This is a genomic window from Micromonospora sp. LOL_021 (assembly GCF_048060215.1).
Classification (GTDB): domain Bacteria; phylum Actinomycetota; class Actinomycetes; order Mycobacteriales; family Micromonosporaceae; genus Micromonospora_E.
Genome location: NZ_JBHMIN010000009.1, coordinates 25,081 through 42,749, shown reverse-complemented (window position 1 = coordinate 42,749; position 17,669 = coordinate 25,081). Strand labels below are relative to the sequence as shown.

At 71.7% G+C, this 17,669-nt stretch carries 8 protein-coding genes; all 8 read right to left on the bottom strand.

The genetic code is table 11. The features are described from left to right. Positions 1 to 143: 143 nt before the first annotated feature. The 8 genes from ACFHWT_RS08770 to ACFHWT_RS08735 all read right to left on the bottom strand — a co-directional run bounded on the left by ACFHWT_RS08770 (position 144) and on the right by ACFHWT_RS08735 (position 17,660). On the bottom strand, positions 144 to 1,631 hold the full coding sequence (locus ACFHWT_RS08770; RefSeq protein WP_416594086.1) for a condensation domain-containing protein: 1,488 nt from the start codon (positions 1,629 to 1,631) through the stop codon (positions 144 to 146). Next, positions 1,628 to 10,771, bottom strand: coding sequence for a MupA/Atu3671 family FMN-dependent luciferase-like monooxygenase (locus tag ACFHWT_RS08765; RefSeq protein ID WP_416594085.1), 9,144 nt, complete (start codon positions 10,769 to 10,771; stop codon positions 1,628 to 1,630). Before ACFHWT_RS08765 ends, ACFHWT_RS08770 begins: the two co-directional genes overlap by 4 nt. Beyond that, complete coding sequence (locus tag ACFHWT_RS08760; RefSeq protein WP_416594084.1) at positions 10,768 to 12,069, bottom strand: MFS transporter; 1,302 nt, start codon at positions 12,067 to 12,069, stop codon at positions 10,768 to 10,770. Before ACFHWT_RS08760 ends, ACFHWT_RS08765 begins: the two co-directional genes overlap by 4 nt. 200 nt (positions 12,070 to 12,269) lie before the next feature. Next, the gene (locus ACFHWT_RS08755) at positions 12,270 to 13,475 is read right to left on the bottom strand and encodes an endonuclease/exonuclease/phosphatase family protein (RefSeq protein WP_416594083.1); all 1,206 of its coding nucleotides are present in this window, start codon (positions 13,473 to 13,475) and stop codon (positions 12,270 to 12,272) included. Next, positions 13,472 to 14,473 carry a glycosyltransferase family 2 protein gene (locus ACFHWT_RS08750; protein WP_416594082.1) on the bottom strand — a complete coding sequence of 334 codons (1,002 nt, stop codon included), beginning with the start codon at positions 14,471 to 14,473 and terminating at the stop codon, positions 13,472 to 13,474. The genes ACFHWT_RS08755 and ACFHWT_RS08750 overlap by 4 nt, the downstream gene beginning before the upstream one ends. Further along, on the bottom strand, positions 14,466 to 15,353 hold the full coding sequence (locus tag ACFHWT_RS08745; protein ID WP_416594081.1) for a UbiA prenyltransferase family protein: 888 nt from the start codon (positions 15,351 to 15,353) through the stop codon (positions 14,466 to 14,468). The genes ACFHWT_RS08750 and ACFHWT_RS08745 overlap by 8 nt, the downstream gene beginning before the upstream one ends. Next, the gene (locus ACFHWT_RS08740; protein WP_416594080.1) at positions 15,322 to 16,356 is read right to left on the bottom strand and encodes an NAD-dependent epimerase/dehydratase family protein; all 1,035 of its coding nucleotides are present in this window, start codon (positions 16,354 to 16,356) and stop codon (positions 15,322 to 15,324) included. Before ACFHWT_RS08740 ends, ACFHWT_RS08745 begins: the two co-directional genes overlap by 32 nt. Continuing rightward, complete coding sequence (locus tag ACFHWT_RS08735) at positions 16,350 to 17,660, bottom strand: aspartate aminotransferase family protein (protein ID WP_416594169.1); 1,311 nt, start codon at positions 17,658 to 17,660, stop codon at positions 16,350 to 16,352. The genes ACFHWT_RS08740 and ACFHWT_RS08735 overlap by 7 nt, the downstream gene beginning before the upstream one ends. Positions 17,661 to 17,669 lie beyond the last annotated feature (9 nt).

The following is a 17,669-nucleotide window of genomic DNA, read 5'->3' as shown; positions in this document are numbered from 1 at the left end:
GTGTTCGTACATTACGTTCGTGTTTCGGACAAGTGTTAGCGAGCGCATCTGGAGTGTCAAGGAATCGAACACGATCGTTCAATCCGGGTGTCGTCGCGGCCCTCGGCGGACGACTCCGGCGGCTTGGTGGACGACACCGGCGGTCAGAGGTCGGCAAGTAGGCGGTTCGGGCCGGCACACGCCGTGGCGAGCAGGTCGACGTACCTCGTCATCCAGCGGCCGACAGTGTCGCCGTCGAGCCGGTCCACTGGGTACTCCAGACAGCCGTCGATTGTGTCCGGCCCGGGCACCAGGACGATCAGCAGCGCCACCCGCGCGGCGCCGGTCGGCACCTCGTGCACCCGGACCGCCAGATCCGGCAGGTCGATCCGGGTGTCGAAGGTACTCTGGAAGGCAAAACTCACCGTCATCCCGGCCGCCGCCGCGCCCTTGTCCGGCTCGGGTAGCTGCTGGTAGATCCATGCCGTGGGCAGCAGGTTGTCGATGCCGGCGAACAGGCCGCCGGCGGCCTGGCCGACCAGTTCCGCGAACGTCGCTGTGGCGGCCGTACGGATCCGTACCGGCAGCGCCGTCGCCAGCACGGTGACGGTCTCCTCGTACGCCCGGGGTGACCGGTTGGCGTACGGCATCGACAGGGTCACGTCGGGTTGCCCGCTGAGTCGGGCGAGCAGCAGCGCCAACGCCGCAGCGGTGACCGCGGTCACCGTGGCACCCAGCTCCCGGGCGAGCGCCTCGACGGCGAGCCGAACCTGTCCCGGGATCTCGAAGCGACAGGTGGCGGCCTGCCCACTCGGCTGCTGCGGTACGGGGCGGTCGAACGGCAGATCCAGCGCCAGCGGCCCGTAGCCCAGGTGCTCCGCCCAGTAGGCCAGCCGTCGGCGGCGGGTCGGCTCGTCCCACTGGCCCTGCTGCCAGCGTGCGTAGTCGGTGCACTGGGCGGTGGGCGGGCCGAAGTCCGGCACACCTGCGTCGCGGGCGGTCCGGTACCCGTCCGCCAGCTCGCGCAGCAGTACGGTGACCGCCCGACCGTCGCAGGCGACGTGATGCAGGACCAGCACCAGCCAGGACTCGTCGGGCGACAGCCGGATCAGCGTGAACCGCACCGGTGCCTCGTCCGCCAGCGCGAACACCGGCGACACCACCTCCCGGCAGAGGGTCTCGGCCCGCCGCCGCGCCGCGTCCGGCGCCAGCGTGGTCAGCTCGACGACGGGCAGCGGGACCGACCGGTGGGCGAGGATCCGCTGGGTCCAGGTGCCACCGTCGCGGATCAGCCGGGCGCGCAGCGCATGGTGCCGGGAGACGAGTCCGTCGAGCGCGGCGTCGAGCGCGGCGACGTCGAGCTCGCCGACCAGTTCCAGCCGCAGGCCGACGTTCCAGCTGGCCGGGTGCGTGCTACGCCCAACGACCTCCACCACCCTCTCCTGCTGGGCCGACAGCGGTGCCCGGGTCACCTCTCGCTCATCAGCCGGTGCGGCCAGCCACCGCAGCAGTTCGCCCTTGTGCGACCGCAGCGCCGTGACCAGCTGCGGACCCATCGCGGCGGCCGGAGCGTCGTAGTGCAGGGTGTCGCCGGTGCCGGTGAGCCGCACGCCGTGTACGGCGATGTACTCCAGCAGCTCGTCGAAGGTCACAGCGTGCCCCGCACCCGGCGGGTGGGTCCGTCGTCGGCGGACGTGGCGTGCCCGCGCAGCCGGCCCACCATAGCCGTGATGGTCGGGGCGCGGAAGAACTCCAACGCCGGATAGTCCGCCCCGGTGGCCTCGCGTACCCGGTTGAGCAGGCGCATCGCGTTGATCGAGTGGCCGCCGAGGGCGAAGAAGGACGCACCGTGGTCGATGCGTTCCGGATCCAGGTCGAGTTCCGCGGCCCACAACGCCCGCACCGTTTCGGCCAGCGAGTCACCGGTCGGGTCGTCCTGCCGGGCCACCGGTCGTGGTGCCGGTGGTTGGGCCGGCGGTTGGGGGATCGGTCGGGTCAGCGCCGGCGCGGGCTCACCGGTACGGATGGTCGGCTCCGGCAGCCCGGCATGGTCGACCTTGTTGTTGCCGGTCTGCGGCAGCGCCGGCAGCATCGCCCACACCCGGGGGATCAGCACGTCGGGCAGCTCGCGGGCCATCGCGGCGACGACCCGGTCGGCCAGCCCGTCGGATGCCACGCCCGGGGCGGGAACGGCGTACCCGGCGAGGTACGGCTCGTCGTGCCGGTCCCGACGGGCCACCACGATGCCGTCGGCGACCAGATCCAACCCGCGCAGCACCGCCGACGCCTCGCCTGGTTCGACCCGGTTCCCCCGGATCTTGACCTGGTCGTCGGTACGGCCAAGGAACACCAGCACCCCGTCGGCGGTCCACCGCACCAGGTCCCCGGTGCGGTAGCGACGGGAACCGGCACCGCCGGCCGGGTCGTCGACGAACCGCTGCGCGGTCAGCTCGGGCCGGTTCAGGTAGCCACGGCCCACTCCGGCACCGCCGATGAACAGCTCTCCGACCGCCCCGACCGGAACCGGGTTGCCCCTTTCGTCGCGGATCTCGACGCGGACGTTGTCCAGCGGCCGGCCGATCGGAACCGGACCGTCGGACTTGGCCGCCGCCGGCGCCACCACCTCGGACGTGGCGATGACCGTCGTCTCGGTCGGTCCGTACACGTTGCGCACGACGTACGGCACCCCGGGCTGTGGGCGTACCCGCAGCTGCTGGCCGCCGACGGTGAGGTGGCGCAGCCGGGGCTGGGCCACGACAGGCAGCGAGAGCAGCCCTTCCCCGATCGGCGTGGGCAACATCGCGACGCTCACCCCGGCGGTACGCATCCAGCGCGCCAGCGCCATCGAGTCCAGCCGCACGGCATCGTCGGCGATCGTCAGGCTCGCACCGACCTGCAGCGGCGGCCAGATCTCCAGCACCGAGGCGTCGAAGCTCTGCCCACACACCACGGCGCCGCGGTCATCGGGGGTCAGCGCCAGCTCGTCGCGGTACCACCGGCACAGGTTCAGCACACTGCGGTGGGTGATGACCACACCCTTCGGCCTGCCGGTGGAACCGGAGGTGTACATGACGTAGCACGCCGTATCCGGATCGTCCGCCGCGCGGCCGGGGTCGCCGTACCCGCCGACGGGATCACCGTCGCCGTACTCGTCGATGTGCAGCAGGCGGACCCCGTCGGGCAGGTCCGGCGCAGGGCCGCCTCCGGTGGCCAGCACCACCCGGGCCGCGCTGTCCGAGACCATGAACCGCACCTGCCGGCCGTCGAGGGACGGATCCAACGGCAGGTACGCGGCTCCGGCGCGCAGCACCGCCAGGGTGGCGACGACGAACTGCGGCGACCGGGGCAGCCACAGCGCCACGATGTCGCCTGCGGCGATCCCTTGCCGGGCCAGCCGCTGCGCCAGAGCGGTGGCCTGCTCGTCGAGTTGCCGGTAGGTCAGCACCGTGCCGCCACCGATCACCGCGACCGCCTGCGGCGTACGTTGCGCCCACTGCCGCACCGCGTCGTGCACGCCACCGGTCGGCAGCTCACGCTGTCGTCCGACGCCCCAACGGGCCAGCGTGCCCCGGTCGGCGTCGAGGACGCCGACCAGCGCCGAGATCGGCGTATCGGGCTGGTCGACGGCGGCGGCCAGGGTCGCGACCAGATACGACAGCAGCCGTTCGGCGCTGTCCGCCACGAACAGGTCGGTGCCGTACTCCAACCGGCAGTCGATCCCGTCGGCGTGGTTGGTCACGTACAGGGCAAGGTCGGTCACTGCCCGTTCGGGCCGGTGTGTCAGGGTGCGGGCGGTCACCCCGGGCAGGTCGAGCGGGAGCGGGTCACCGCCGTTGTCGAACTCCACGATGGTTTGGAAGACCGGGGTCCGGCTGGTGTCCCGGTCCGGGCTCACCGCGTCGACGACGGCGTCGAACGGCACGTCGGCATGCTCGTATGCGTCCAGGGCGGTGTCGCGGACCTGCGTGAGCAGTCGGGCGAAGGTCGGGTCGCCGGAGAGGTCCAGCCGCAGGGCGACCGTGTTGAGGAAGAACCCCACCACGGCCTCGGTGCCGGAGGGCCGGACCGACACCGGTGTCCCGACGACCAGCTGATCGCTGCGGGTGAACCGGCGCAGCGTGGCCGCGTACCCGGCGAGCACGGTCATGAACAGCGTGGCCCGGTGCGCGCCGCTGAGCCGGCTCAGCAGCCCGGACAGCTCCGGGTCGAGCCGGCGCCGCACCGACGCGCCGGTGCTGCCGCGTACCGTCGGGCGTGGTCGGTCGGTCGGCAGGTCCAGTACCGGCAGCTCCCCGGCCAGTCGCTCCCGCCAGTAGGCCAGACCGTCCGGCTCGCCAGGCGAACCGCTGCCGGCATCGGCCTCCCGTCGGGCCAGGTCCAGGCAGTCCACCGGCAGCTCCGGCAGGTCGGCGGGCCGGCCGTCGAGGGCGGCCCGGTACAACGCGGAGAGATCCTTGGCCAGCACCCGCACCGATGCAGCGTCGACCACGATGTGGTGCAACGACAGCACCAGCACGTGCCGCTCGGCCGACCAGCGCAGCAGCCGGGTCACCAGCAGCGGACCCTGCGCGAGGTCGAACACGCGCCGGCTCTCCTCGGCCAGGATCTGCCGTACGGTGTCGTCCTCGTCGCGTCCGGCGTGTTCCTCGACGGTCAGCTCCACTGTGCCCCGGCCGAGCACGACCTGGACCGGCTCGCCGTCGCGCTCCCGGAACACGGTACGCAGCCCCCCGTGCCGGGCCACCAGCTGGTCCAGCGCGGCCCGCAGCGCCGGCACGTCCAGCGGACCGTCGAGCCGTACGGTGACCGCCTCGTTGTAGGTGCCCTGGCCCGGATGCAGCCGTTCGAGGAACCACATCCGCGCCTGCCCGCGCGACGTCGGTCCGGTCCGGTCCGGGGGGACATCGCGGGCGGCTGTGACGGCGCGGGTCGTCGGCTGCCTGCCAACCGGCGTGCCGGTCGGTGGCGTGTCGGCCGCCGCCCGGCACCTGGCCCGTAGCCGGTCCAGCTGAGGCAACCCGGCCCGCACCTGGTCGGGGGATGCGCCGAAGTCGACCAGCGCGGCCACCTCGTCGACGCCGGCGGCGGTGAGCGCGTCGATCAGCCGCGTGCCGTCGTCCGGCGATCCGATCAGCGCCCGCGCCTCGCAGTACCGGTCGTAGGCGCGCTGGAACACGTAGTCCAGGTCGTCGGCGTCGGCGGTGTCGAGGTCCACCTGGAATCCGAGACTGTTGGTCATCTGCCCGAACAGCGACAGCGAGGAGTGCAGGTACGCCTTCAGCGGCGCGAACGCCTCGGCCCGTGCCCGGGCCGAGTCCGCACCGAGGTAGGTGTGCACGAGCACGACCACCCGGCCGCCGTGCGGGTCGAGCCCGTGTGCGGAGCGGGTCTGCCGGTAGCGCCGGATGTTGTCGGCCAACTGCTCCACCGACTGACTCATCAGGTTGGTGACGATGCCGAGGTCGTGCTCGGCGGCTCGCTGGTACGACTCCGGGTTGCCCACCACGGCGACGAACATCGGCGGCATCGCCTGCACCGGCCGGGGCAGGGTGCGGATCTCGACCGCCTCGCCGGTGCCGCTGCGCCGTTCGACGGCCTCGCCACGCCACAGCCGGCGTACCTGGTCGAGGTGGCGGTACATCACGTCGCGGTGGGTACCGAAGTGCTCCGGGGCGAGGACGAAGTCGCCGGCGTGCCATCCGGGTGCGCAGCCGATGCCGACCCGGCCGCCGGACAACCGGTCGACCATGGACCAGTCCTCGGCGACCCGGATCGGGTCGTGCAGCGGCAGGACCACCGATCCGGCGTGCAGCCGGATCCGGCTCGTCTCGCGGGCCAGCGCGGCGGCCAGCACCACCGGGTTGGGGAACACCCCGCCGAAGGAATGGAAGTGGCGCTCGGGGATCCACAGCGCGTGGAATCCGTGCCGGTCGGCGAAGCGGGCCGTGTCGACGATCAGCTCGTACGGGTCGGCAGCCCCCGAGCCGGGCGGATAGTCCCCGAAGAAGTAGACGCTGAAGTCCGGTGCCGTGCGCACCGGTCCGCTCGCCGGTTCGGGGCCGCCTGCTGCTGCGACACTCGGCGTCGGTTCGGTCCGTACCGTCGGTTCGATCCGTGCGGTGCCGTTTCGTTCCGTCCCGGGTACGGCGGTGCCGGCCGGGCGGGGAAGCAGCCCGCCGGCGCGCATCTCGCGTAGCGACGCGCGCACCGCGTCGATCACCAGGTCGACGTCGTCATCGGTGTGCGCGGTGGAGAGGAAAAAGTTGCGCCACTCCCAGACGTACACCCCCTTGACCAGCAGGTGGTGGTAGAAAAGCTCGAGGTCGGCGCGGTGCTCGAAGCGAAACTGCGAGCCGACGTGATTCAGCCGCAGCGGGTACTGCTCCTCGGTGAAGAACTCGTTCAGTGTGCCGACGAGCCGATCGGTCCGGGCGTTGAGTTCCTGCTGCAGTCGTGGGCTGTGCTCGGTCAACCGGGTCAGCACTGCGCGCGCGGCGGCCATGGACACCGGATGTTGGATGTAGGTGCCGCCGAAGAAGGTCGTTTCCCGCTGCGGGCGGCTGTCGTCGCCGTAGCGCCAGAAACCGCCGTCGACGCCGTCCATGATGTCGGCGCGTCCGGCGATCGCCCCGATCGGGAAGCCGCCGCCGAGCAGCTTGCCGTACGTGGCGAGGTCCGGGGTCACGTTGAACAGGCCCTGGGCGCCGCGCGGATGGGGCCGGAACCCGGTGAGCATCTCGTCGAACATCAGCACGATTCCGTACCGCCGGGTGATGTCCCGGAGCCGGCGCAGGAACTTCGCCGGCTGCAGTGACGGGTGTCGGCTCTGCACTGGCTCGACCACGACGGCGGCCAACTGTTCACCGAGCGCCTCGATCACCTGCAGGCTCTCGGGTACGCCGTAGTCGAGCACGACCAGGTCCGCGACGGCGCTGGCCGGGATGCCGGTGCTGACCGGGACGGTGGTCCGGTCCGCTCCCGTCCCGACCGATCGGCCGAGCACGTTGTCGGCGTGTCCGTGGTACGACCCGTGGAACATGACGATCTTGTCGCGTCCGGTGGCGGCCCGGGCGAGCCGGATCGCCGCCGAGTTCGCCTCGGTGCCCGAGTTGGCGAACGCCACCCGGGGCATCCCGGTCAGCTCGCTCAACAGCCACGCGGCCTCACCCGTGTCGACGCTGCGCGGTCCGAGTTGGACGCCTCGGGACAGATGCTCCCGGACCGCGTCGGCGACGAAGTCCGGCTCGTGGCCGAACAGCAGCACCCCGAAACCCATGGTGATGTCGACGTACCGGTTGCCGTCCACGTCCTCCAGCCATGCGCCCTTGGCCCGCTGGCCGGCGATCGGGTACAGCATCTCCTTCGTGGCGCTGCGGAAGCCGACGACCGCCCGGCTGTCGGCCAGCACACCACGGTGGCGCTGGGCGATCTCCTTCGACCGCCGGGTCTTCGCCACGAACCGTCGCCGTAGGTCGTCCAGATGGGCCCGGCCGCGGTCGCTGGCGACCGCACCGACCTGACCGCTGTCCTTCGCGACGACCACCCTGGGCCCGTGTACGTCGACGTCCGGTGCCGCCGGAGCCGCAGCTGGTACGGACAATGACGGTACTGACGGTACTGACGGGACGGGCGGGACCGGGGCCTGGGCTGGGGCCGGGGCTGGGGCCGGGTGCGGGTGCGGGGCCAGGGCCTGACGGGACACGATCAGCCGGGACAGTTTGGCCGGGGTGTCCGCCTCCTCGAACAGTTCGCGCATGGCGAGCCGGACACCGAACTCGCCTTCGAATTCCCGCAGCGCGTTGATCATGGCGAGCGAGTCGGCACCCATCTCGACGAACGGCCGGTCGACGACGATGTCGTCCGGCGCGCAGCCGAGGTGTCGGGCACTGATCTCGCGTATCCGCTCGACCACCGGCGCGAGGTCCGGCGCGGCTGATCCGGTGGCGACCGCGGAGCCACCGTCGCGGACGGTGTCAACGTTGACCATCGACCCTCCAGGTTCGGTTCGTGCCAGCGGCGGTCCGGTCCAGTGGATTCGTCGCTGGAACGGATACGCCGGCAGCGGCACCCGGCGTGCGCGGTCAGGACCGAGCAGGGCGGCCCAGTCCAGGTCGACCCCGTGCACGTGCAGCCGGGCGCAGCTGTCGATGAGCTGATCGAGTTCCGCGCCCCGGCGCTGAGCGGCGAGCACCGGCCATCCGGGCAGCGCCGAGCGCAGCAGCCCGACCAGGTTCGGTTGTGGACCGAGCTCCAGCACCGGCACACCGGCCGACTCTGCGGCGGCCGACGTCTCGGCTGTCTCGGCGGCGATCGCGGCGGTGACCAGGTCGAACCGGACCGGCATCCGGGTCTGTCGCACCAGGTACGCCGGGTCCGGCCGGTGTCCGACCGGCAGCACGATGCCGTCCGCGCTGCTGACCAGCGGCGTGTCCAGGGGCGCCCACGGGACCGACCCGAACGCCTCGCCCAGCCGGGGGAGGATCGGGTCGAGCAGCGCCGAGTGGAAGGCGCGGTCGACGGCGAGCCGGTGCCAGCGCAACCCGAGACGGTCCAAAACCCCACAGGCGGCGTCGAGTGCCTCGACCGGTCCGGCGACGACATGCTGCCCGGCCGCGTTGATCGCGGCGAGGTCGAGCCGCCCGTCGGTGGCGAGCACCTCGCCGACCACGGCCCGGTCGGCGAAGACCGCGACCATCCCGCCGGGCGCGGTGTGCTGCCGCATCAGCCGCCCACGTATCCCGGTGAGTCGCAGGCCGTCCTCGATCGACAGCGCGCCGGCCGCGGCCAGGGCCGCGTACTCGCCGATGCTGTGGCCGGCGACGAGTCGCGGAGCCACCCCGAGCGAGCGCCACAGCCGGGTCAGCGCGGCCTGGAACGCGAACAGCGCCGGCTGCGCCACGTCGGCCGGCCAGATCCGGTCATCACCGGCGTCGGTGGTGAGCAGCGGGGTCAGCACCGACGGCCCGCCGCTGCGACGCTGGTACGCCTCGCAGGCGTCGAGCACCGCCCGCACCTGCGGGTACCGCCGGTAGAGCGGCCCTGCCATGCCCGGGTACGAGGTGCCCTGCCCGCCGTACACCGCCACCGGCGCCACCCCGCTGAGCCCGGCGGCGGCGATGCCGGCACCCGGCACCGCGCCGGTCGTCACCCGCCCCGGCCGTTGCCGCTTCGGCGCGGCGAGGTAGTCATCCAGGGCGTCGGCGAGTGCCGTCGTCGTCGCGCCGGTCACGACGAGTCGGTACGCCAGGTGCGGCCGGCCGAGTGCGGCGGTGGTGGCCAGGTCGGCGGGGTCGAGCCCGTAGCCGGCGCGCAGCTGGTCGCGCATCCGGCGGGCGAGCGTACGCAGACTCTCCGGGTGGTGCGCCGAAAGTGGCACCGGCACCGGCACCGGTTCCGTCGGCACTGCCGGCACCGGGTCAGCGCGATTCGTCGTCGCAGGCAGCACCGGTCGTGCTGCCGGTGGTGCCTCCAGGATCAGGTGGGCGTTGGTGCCACCGACCGCGAGCGCGGTCACTGCAGCACGGCGGGGGCCGGGCAGGTCGGGCCAGGTACGGGCCTCGGCGGGGATGACGAACGGGCTGGCCGCCAGGTCCAGCGCCGGGTTGGGGCGCTCGAACCCGACCAACGGCGGGATCGTCGCGTGCCGCAGCACCAGCACCGTCTTGATCAGGCCGGCCAGGCCGGCGCAGGCGTCCAGGTGCCCGATGGCCGGCTTGGCCGAGCCGATCGCGCAGTAGCCGGTCCGGTCGGTGTGCCGGCGGTAGGCCGAGGTCATCGCGTCGAACTCGATCGGGTCGCCCTTGTAGGTGCCGGTGCCGTGGGTCTCCAGGTAGCCGATCGTCTCGGGGGAGACCCCGGCCACGTCGTGCGCCCGCAGGATCGCGTTGCGCTGCCCGGCGGCGCTGGGCGCGGCGTAGCTGCTCTTCGCGGCACCGTCGTTGTTGACCCCGCCGCCGAGGATCACCGCGTGGATGGTGTCCCCGTCGGCGACCGCCCGGTCGTACCGCTTCAGCAGAACCGCCGCGACCCCGTTGCCGCCGACGGTGCCGTCGGACGACGCGTCGAACGCGCGACACCGGCCGGACCGGGACAGGATGGTGCCCTTGACGTGGCGGTAGCCCAGGATCTGCGGGGTGTGCACCGCCGACGCGCCGGCCAGGGCCAGGTCGGCGTCGCCGGCGAGCAACGCCTGTCCGGCCAGGTGCACCGCCACCAGCGCGGTCGAGCAGCCACTCTGCACGGTGACCGCCGGGCCGGTCAGGCCGAGCCGGTACGCGACCCGGGTGGCGGCGAAATCGCTGTAGTTTCCCACCGCCACCTGGAACGCCGGGGCGAAGTCGCCGTCCCAGCGGGCGTTGGCCAGGTTGTTGCGCAGGTAGGTGTTGAGTGGATAGAGGTGGTATCCGACCCCGGCGAAGACGCCCACCCTCGTGTCGGGTCGCGCGCCCGCGTATCCGCCGTTCTCCAGCGCGTGGTAGCAGGTCTGCAGGAACAGCCGGTGCTGCGGGTCGACGGTGCGCGCCTCCTGCGCGCTCATTGCGAAGAACTCGGCGTCGAACGAGTCGATGTCGTCGAGCACTCCGCTGACGGCGACGAAATCCGGTGACTCACGCAGTTCGGCCGGCACCCCGGCAATGGCGAGCTCGGTCGGGCTGAACCGCCGTATGCTGGTCACGCCGTCGCGGATGTTGCGCCAGTACGCCTGCGGCGTGTCCGCGCCGGGTAGCCGCAACGCCATGCCGATGATGGCGATCCTCCGGTCGTCGGTGCCACCGCGCGTCGGGGCGCTCATGCCGGTGCCCGCCGGCGGGCCCACAGCGCGGCCAGGAACGCCGCTGCCAGCAGCACCGCCAGTCCGTGGAACACGGTGACCACGGTCAACGGGCTGAACTGTTCCAGCAGGAAGGAACAGGCCACCATGCCGACGCCGAAGCCGAGGTTCTCCGCAGTGGCCGAGAACCCGAAGACGTACCCGCGTTGATCGTCGGGGGCGGCCTGCAGCCTGGTGGTGTAGGCGATCTCGGTGAAGCCGTCGGCGACGCCGGCGACGGTGGCGACCAGGATGGCCAGCGGCAGCGGTGGCGCGGTGAAGGTGAGGATGAACGCCACCGACATGAGCGCCGCGCCAGCGGCGAACGCGCGCTCGTTGATGGTCCGGCCGGTCCGCCTGGCCCAGCGGGCGACACCGCGTTGCGCGATGATGTTGCCGATCGCCCAGGTGGCCCAGAACTGGGACATGAACGCGGCCGGACGCTGCGGGTCCAGCATGGTGGACAGCACCGGCAGGCCGACGTTGTGCGAGGCCGAGCCGAAGGCGTCGGCGGCACGCAGGCTGATCAGCGCGAGCAGGACCGGGGTGAGCCGCAGGTAGCGCAGGGCCGTCAACTGCGCGGCGAGGATCCCGGGCCGCCGCCGCGCCGCGTCCGGCACTGAGCCTGCCTCAGCGTCCGGCCCGGTGTCCGCTTCGGTGCCTGTCGCGGGCACCGGCTGTCGGCTGCGGGTGGTGATCGGCAGCCGGGCCAGGACCGCCGCCGAGAAGAGGAACGCCCCGGCGTCGATGAGAAACGCACCGGTGTAGCCGACCGTGGAGATGAGCACTCCGGCCGAGGCGAACCCGGCGACCATCGCCAGCGACCGGCCGGTGGCGAGCAGCGCGTTGGCCCGGACCCGCTGATCCTGCCCGACGATCTCGGGGATGCTGCTGCGCAGCGCGACGCTGGTGACGGTCGCCCCGGCGCCGGTGACGACCGCGACGGCGTACAGCAGACCGGCCTGGGCCGTGGCCGGCGCGATGACCAGCACGACCAGGGCGACCGCCTGGCTGACGTCGGAGGTCACCATGAGCCGCTTGCGGTCGAGCCGGGACACCAGGCTGCCGGCGCCGAATCCGGTGAGGACACTGGTGGCCAGGCGCAACGCCATGAACAGGCCGGTGTGCGTGGCGCTGCCGGTCAGCGAGTACGCGAACAGGCTGAGCGCGATCATGTCCAGATAGGTGCCGTACGCCGAGACCGCGTTGCCGACCACCAGGAAGCGGAAGTGCCGCATCCCGCTGCCGGTACGCCCCGGGTCCTGATCCGTGACGGTCACGATCGGCCGGTGGGTACGTCAGGCGCCGGCGGCCTCGGTCGTGGGGGGTGACCGGCGGAGCAGAAAGGGTGCGGCAATCTGTGCCCCCAAGGACGGCGGTCGCCATTGGCTCGCGGTTACGTGATGACTACCGCCCGTCAGAGTATGGGACGTCATCGATCTGATCAACATCTACTTCCCTAGAAGCAGAGCGTGACATGTCAACCCACCGAGAACCACAGGTGCTGCGGCCGGTGGTCGGACAGGTACTCCGCGGACGCCAGTTCGTACCGGTGCACCGTGACCGGACCGGCGGTGAACGTCCAGTCGATCCGCCAGAACGGCAGCGGCAGGCCGGCGAGGGGGTTGTCCCACTGAAAGGTCATCGGGGCGTTGAACCGCCAGCTCATCGGCAGCAGGTGACGGCTCGCCGTGGTGGCGTCCTCGGCCACCGCCCGCAGCGGGTCGAGCGTCCCCATCGACGAGGTGGCGTTGAAGTCGCCGGAGATGATCGACGGGTTCGGGTTGGCCTGCAGATCGTCGACGAGACCCTGCACCTCGGCCTGCCGCCAGTCGAACTTGCGACGGAAGTACGCGTCCGGATCGACCTGGGGCCGCAGGATGCTCAGGTCGATGGCGGTGGGCACGGTGACGTGCACGTTGTAGACCGAAACGGTGCTGTCCCCCACGAGCAGGTCGGTGCGCAGCACCTTATCCCGGCTGAACACCTGGTTGAACGGTGCGTCCGGGGGCAGCTGCGCGGCCGGGCCGAAGAGCGGCGTGGCCACGACCGGAAACCGGGAGATGGTGACGAGTTCACTGCGGCGCACGATGTGGTATCCGGGGAACTCCGCCTGCAACCTGGCGTCGTCTCGGATCGGGTGGTAGCCGACCTCGCCGGTGCCGGGCACCCAGATCACATGCTCCTGCAACAGGTACACGTCGGCGTCGAGCCGTTTCAGGAACCTGAGCTGCGCCTGCGGGTCGTCGTTGCTCATGCCCCAGTAGTTGGTGTTCCAACTCACCACATGCACCGCGCTGGCCGGGACGGGCCGGTCACCCGGCCGCAGGGCGTGCAGGTTGACGCCGGTCTGGTCGATGCCGGGCAGCAGCCCGGCCAGGGCCAGGGCGGCGGCCCACCGACGGCGTGGGCCGCAGGCGGCGGCGCTGAGCCCGAGCAGCAGCAGCGGAACGGCGACGAGGAACACCGGCGGTACCGCGTCGAGCAGGATCGACCAGTGCCATCTGCCGGTGGTGACCCGGCGTACGACGTTGTAGCCCAGCCACAGCGCGGCTACCACGATCAGCAGCCAGCCGTACCAACGGCGCAGGGCGCGCGCCGCGCGGCGCCACCGTGGACCGGACCGGTCGGTCATCGGCGGGGTCGGGGACGGTGCGGGGGACGCGGCGATGTCGTCGATCGTCACGGCGCGGTCCTTTCGTACATGTGACGGAACTGTCGGCTGGTGAGCCAGGTGAGGACACCGACGGCGAGCCCACTGGCGACGGTGGCGTTGACCAGCAGGTGCACCGCGGTGAAGAAGACCAGGAAGGGCCAGCTCCGCTCGCGGCGGACGAACGCGTACTGGCCGGCGTCGACGGCGACGAACGCGGCCAGCAGCAGCGCGGTGCCGACCAGCACCGGCGGGTACCCCACCGCTGCCGGCAGGCTGAGCACCGTGAGCAGGGCCAGCACCGACGCGGCAGCCCGGCCACCGGTCTCCATGCCCTGCATGGCCCGGCCGCGTCGCAGGTAGAACGGCACCCGCAGCCGGCTCCGGCGAAACGCCTTGCGCAGTAGGGGCGCCAGGCGGCTCTCGTCGGAGAGCCGGCCGCCGACGCGGGCGGTGAGCAGCATCGGATACCGCTGGGACAGCCGCTCCGCGTGGTCGATCTCCTCGGTCTGCCGCAGCGCCGGGTTGAACCAGCCGGCGGTGTCGAACGCCGCCCGGGTCACCGCCCCGAGCGCGTAGAAACCGCCGCTGACCTCCCCCTGCGCGCTGACCCGCCAGTAGTGGTACTGGAGGATGCGGTACTGCCCGACCGGTCCCTCGGGGAACAGCGGCACCTTGTCCGGCACGCCGAACACCGCGCCGTACCCTCGCGGGCCGGACAGCAACGCGACCGCGTTCTCGATCGCGTCCGGATACATGATCATGTCCGCGTCGATGAAGAAGATGATGTCGCCCTTGGCGTGCCGGACGCCGAGGTTGCGGGCGGCGCCGGGCCCGCCGTTGCGGTCGGCCCGGACGAGGGTGCAGGCGTGCCGGGCGGCACGTACGGCGCTGTCGTCGGTGCTGGCGTCGTCGACCACGATGACCTCGTGCGCCGGGTAGGTCTGGGTCGACACCGACGCCAGGCACAGGTCGATGGTCCGGCTGTCGTTGTACATCGGTACGACGACCGACACCTTCGGCTCATCCATGCAACAGGCTCCCTTCCAGCAGCAGCAGCCACAGCGCCGCGTTGACCAGCAGCACCCGGTCGCGCAGCAGCACCGAGACGGGGTTGCCGCCACCTGAGTCGACGAAGACGACCTGCAGGTAGCGGAAGAGGGCGAACATCGCGCACGGCACGGTCAGCAGCCCGGTGGCGCTGACCGTGGCGGCGTACGCCAGGTAGGTGACGAGGGTCGCGGCGGCGGTCAGCACCAGCAGCGCATCGACCAGGTGCTGGTTGTAGCCGGCCAGCGACGGCCGGTGGGCCGACTCGTCGGCGAGCAGCTCGTGGCGGCGCTTGCCGAGGACGAGCAGCAGACACACCGACAGCACGCACAGCACCAGCCAGCCGGGCGGCCGCGCCCCGACCGAGATGTAGCCCTGCACCAGCCGCAGCACGAACCCGGCGGCGACGACGAACAGGTCCACCAGCGGTACGTGCTTGAGGCCGAAGCTGTACGCGATGTTCAGCGGCAGGTACACCAGCAGCGGCCACCAGGTGGCCACCGAGTCGCCGACGACCACCGCGAGGACGGCCAGCAGCAGCACCCCGAGCAGCGCCGCCGTCCGAGGGGTGACCCGTCCGGCCGCGATCGGCCGGTGCCGTTTGGTCCGGCTGGCCCGGTCGCGCTCACGGTCGGCGATGTCGTTGAGTACGTAGACGGCCGAGGCGGCGAGGACGAACGCGCCGACCGCGACGACGAGGCGGCCGGCGGCCCGCCAGTCCATCAGCGCGGGGTCCAGCAGCGCGAGCAGGACCACCAGGTTCTTCGGCCACTGTCCGGGCCGTAGCAGGACGAGCAGGTCGCGGGCGAGGCCGGTGCGACCCGGACGGTCAGAAGAAGATTTTGGCGGCGGCGAGAGCACCCTGCTTCCAGGGATCGCGGCTGGTGCGTCCGGTGTTCTGGGCAGCATCACGGGGCTCCTTGCGCTGGTCACGCCACCAGGCGTAGGTGTCGAGGATGGCGTCCTGGTTGGACATGCGGGGGGTGAACCCGAGCCGGTCCCGGGCCTTGTCGATGCAGACGTACGAGTCGGCGGTGAGCTTGTGCAGCAGCCGCCCGTACACCGGGGACAGCCGCAGCCGTTCGAGCGTGCCGAGCAGCGCGAGCGCCGGGCGGCTCGGCACCGACACCACCCGCCTGCCGTGCCCGGCGGCGTCGAGCACGGCCTGGAAGTCCTCGCGCAAGGTGCCGAAGGAGGCCGCGCCGATGTTGTAGGTGTCGTTGGCCACCGTGTCGGGGGCGTCCAGTACGGCGGTCACCGCGTCGACGAGGTCGGACAGGGCGAGCATCTGGATGCGCACGTCGCCCCGGCCGATGACTGGGAAGTTGCGGCCTTCCTCGGCCCACTCGAACAGCATGGCGAACAGCCCCATCCGACCCGGACCGAGGAACGTCTTGGGCCGCACGATCGGCAGACAGGTGCCGTCGGCGCGCAACCGCTCGGCGTACTCCTCGGCGGCCGTCTTCGCGGCGCTGTAGGCGTCGACCGGCTCCCGGAGGTGATCCTCAGCGGTGGGTACGGTCCGGGGCAGGCCGTAGACGGCGGTCGACGAGATGTGCACCACCCGGTCCACCCCGGCCCGGACCGCGGCGGTCAGCACTGTCCGTGCGCCGTCGACGATGATCGACCGGATCTCGGCGACCGGGTAGCTGGGCAGCGCGGACGCACAGTGCACGACGGCGTCGGCACCCGTCACCGCCCGGGACATCGCGACCGGGTCCCGCACGTCGCCGGTGATCGCGACGTCGACGCCGGGGCGCAGATCGACGCCGCGGACGTGGTGGCCGTCGGCGCGTAGCCGGGCGGCGAGGTGGGAACCGAGCATGCCGGCGGCTCCGGTGACGACGACGGTCCGGCTCACCACAGCGTGCTCACCTTCTCCCGGACGAACCGGGTGACCAGCCGTCCGAGCCCGCGGGCGAGGGTGCGATCCAGGCTGTCCAGGGCGCGCTCGACGTCCGCCGGCACGGTCACCAGACTCGGTGCGAAGATCAACGGGTTGCGCCCGTTGAGGGTGTAATAGGCGAACACATCGTGGTCGTGATAGAGCGCGTCGATCACGGCGCAGGTGACCAGCTTTGTCTTGAACCGTGGGTCCTTGGCCAAGCCGCCGGGGGCCAGCTTCGCGACGAGGTCGAGGATCCGTGGGCCACCGTCGATGAAGATCCCCCACAGCGCGCCGGCGCCGGCCACCTGGCCGACCGCGTCCGGGTACTGCTTGGCGATGCGCGCCAGGCCGGGACGCAGGACCCGTTCCAGGTCGCGGGCCAGGGCGGGATAGTCGTCGCCGACCGCGACGTTGACCGCCTCCAGCGCGGTGGCGCACTCCTCGCCGAAGCCGTAGTAGGTGGTGCTGGTGCTCTGCAGCAGGGCGTCGCCGAGGTTGTCATAGGCCTTGCGGTACAGCGGTTCCCGGGCCACGAACGCGGAGATCGACGACTTGCCGCCACCGAACGACTTCGACGTGGTCAGCACGTCGGGGATCAGCCCTTCGTGACGCATGAAGTAGAAGAGGCTGCCGGTCTTGCCCCAACCGGTGTAGATCTCGTCGAAGATCAGGACGATGTCCTGCTCGGTGCAGAGCTGGCGCAGGCCGTAGAGGAACTCGGCCGAGCACCAGCGGATCGTCGACGCGCTGAACGGCTCGATGAGGATGGCGTAGACGTCGCCCCGGTGGCGGGCGACGGCGGCGCGCACCGACTCCAGATCGCCGTAGGTGAAGGTGTCGATACCGGGGATGGTGGGGAAGGCGTACTGGCTCTGCCCGGTCAGGCCGCCGGAGCCCAGCAGCTTGCCGTGGAAGCTGATGTCGGCGCGCAGCACCGTCGCGCGGCGCCCGTCGTGGTACTTGTACGCGAGCTTGACCGCACCCTCCACCGCCTCGGCGCCGGAGTTCGGCAGGAACGACATGTTCAGGTCGCCGGGGAGCAGCTGGGCGAGGTTGTGGGACAGCGCGGCCAGGTACGGGGAGAAGTAGGTCTTGTGCACCTCCATCCGGTGCCGCTCGGCGTACCGTCGGCGGGCGGCCAGGATCCGCGGGTGGTTGTGGCCGTGGTTGAGCACGCCGACCCCGCCGGTGACGTCGAGGATCCGGCGGCCGTCGCGCTGGTAGAGGTAGGCGCCCTCGGCACGGTCGACCAGTTCCCGGCCGAACCCGAACGAGGTCATCAGCGACAC

What these genes read in the sequence shown, in the direction of transcription:
- ACFHWT_RS08750 (WP_416594082.1), bottom strand. Translation starts at nt 14,473, where the DNA reads ATGGATGAGCCGAAGGTGTCGGTCGTCGTACCGATGTACAACGACAGC.
- ACFHWT_RS08765 (WP_416594085.1), bottom strand. Translation starts at nt 10,771, where the DNA reads ATGAGCGCCCCGACGCGCGGTGGCACCGACGACCGGAGGATCGCCATC.
- ACFHWT_RS08735 (WP_416594169.1), bottom strand. Translation starts at nt 17,660, where the DNA reads ATGACCTCGTTCGGGTTCGGCCGGGAACTGGTCGACCGTGCCGAGGGC.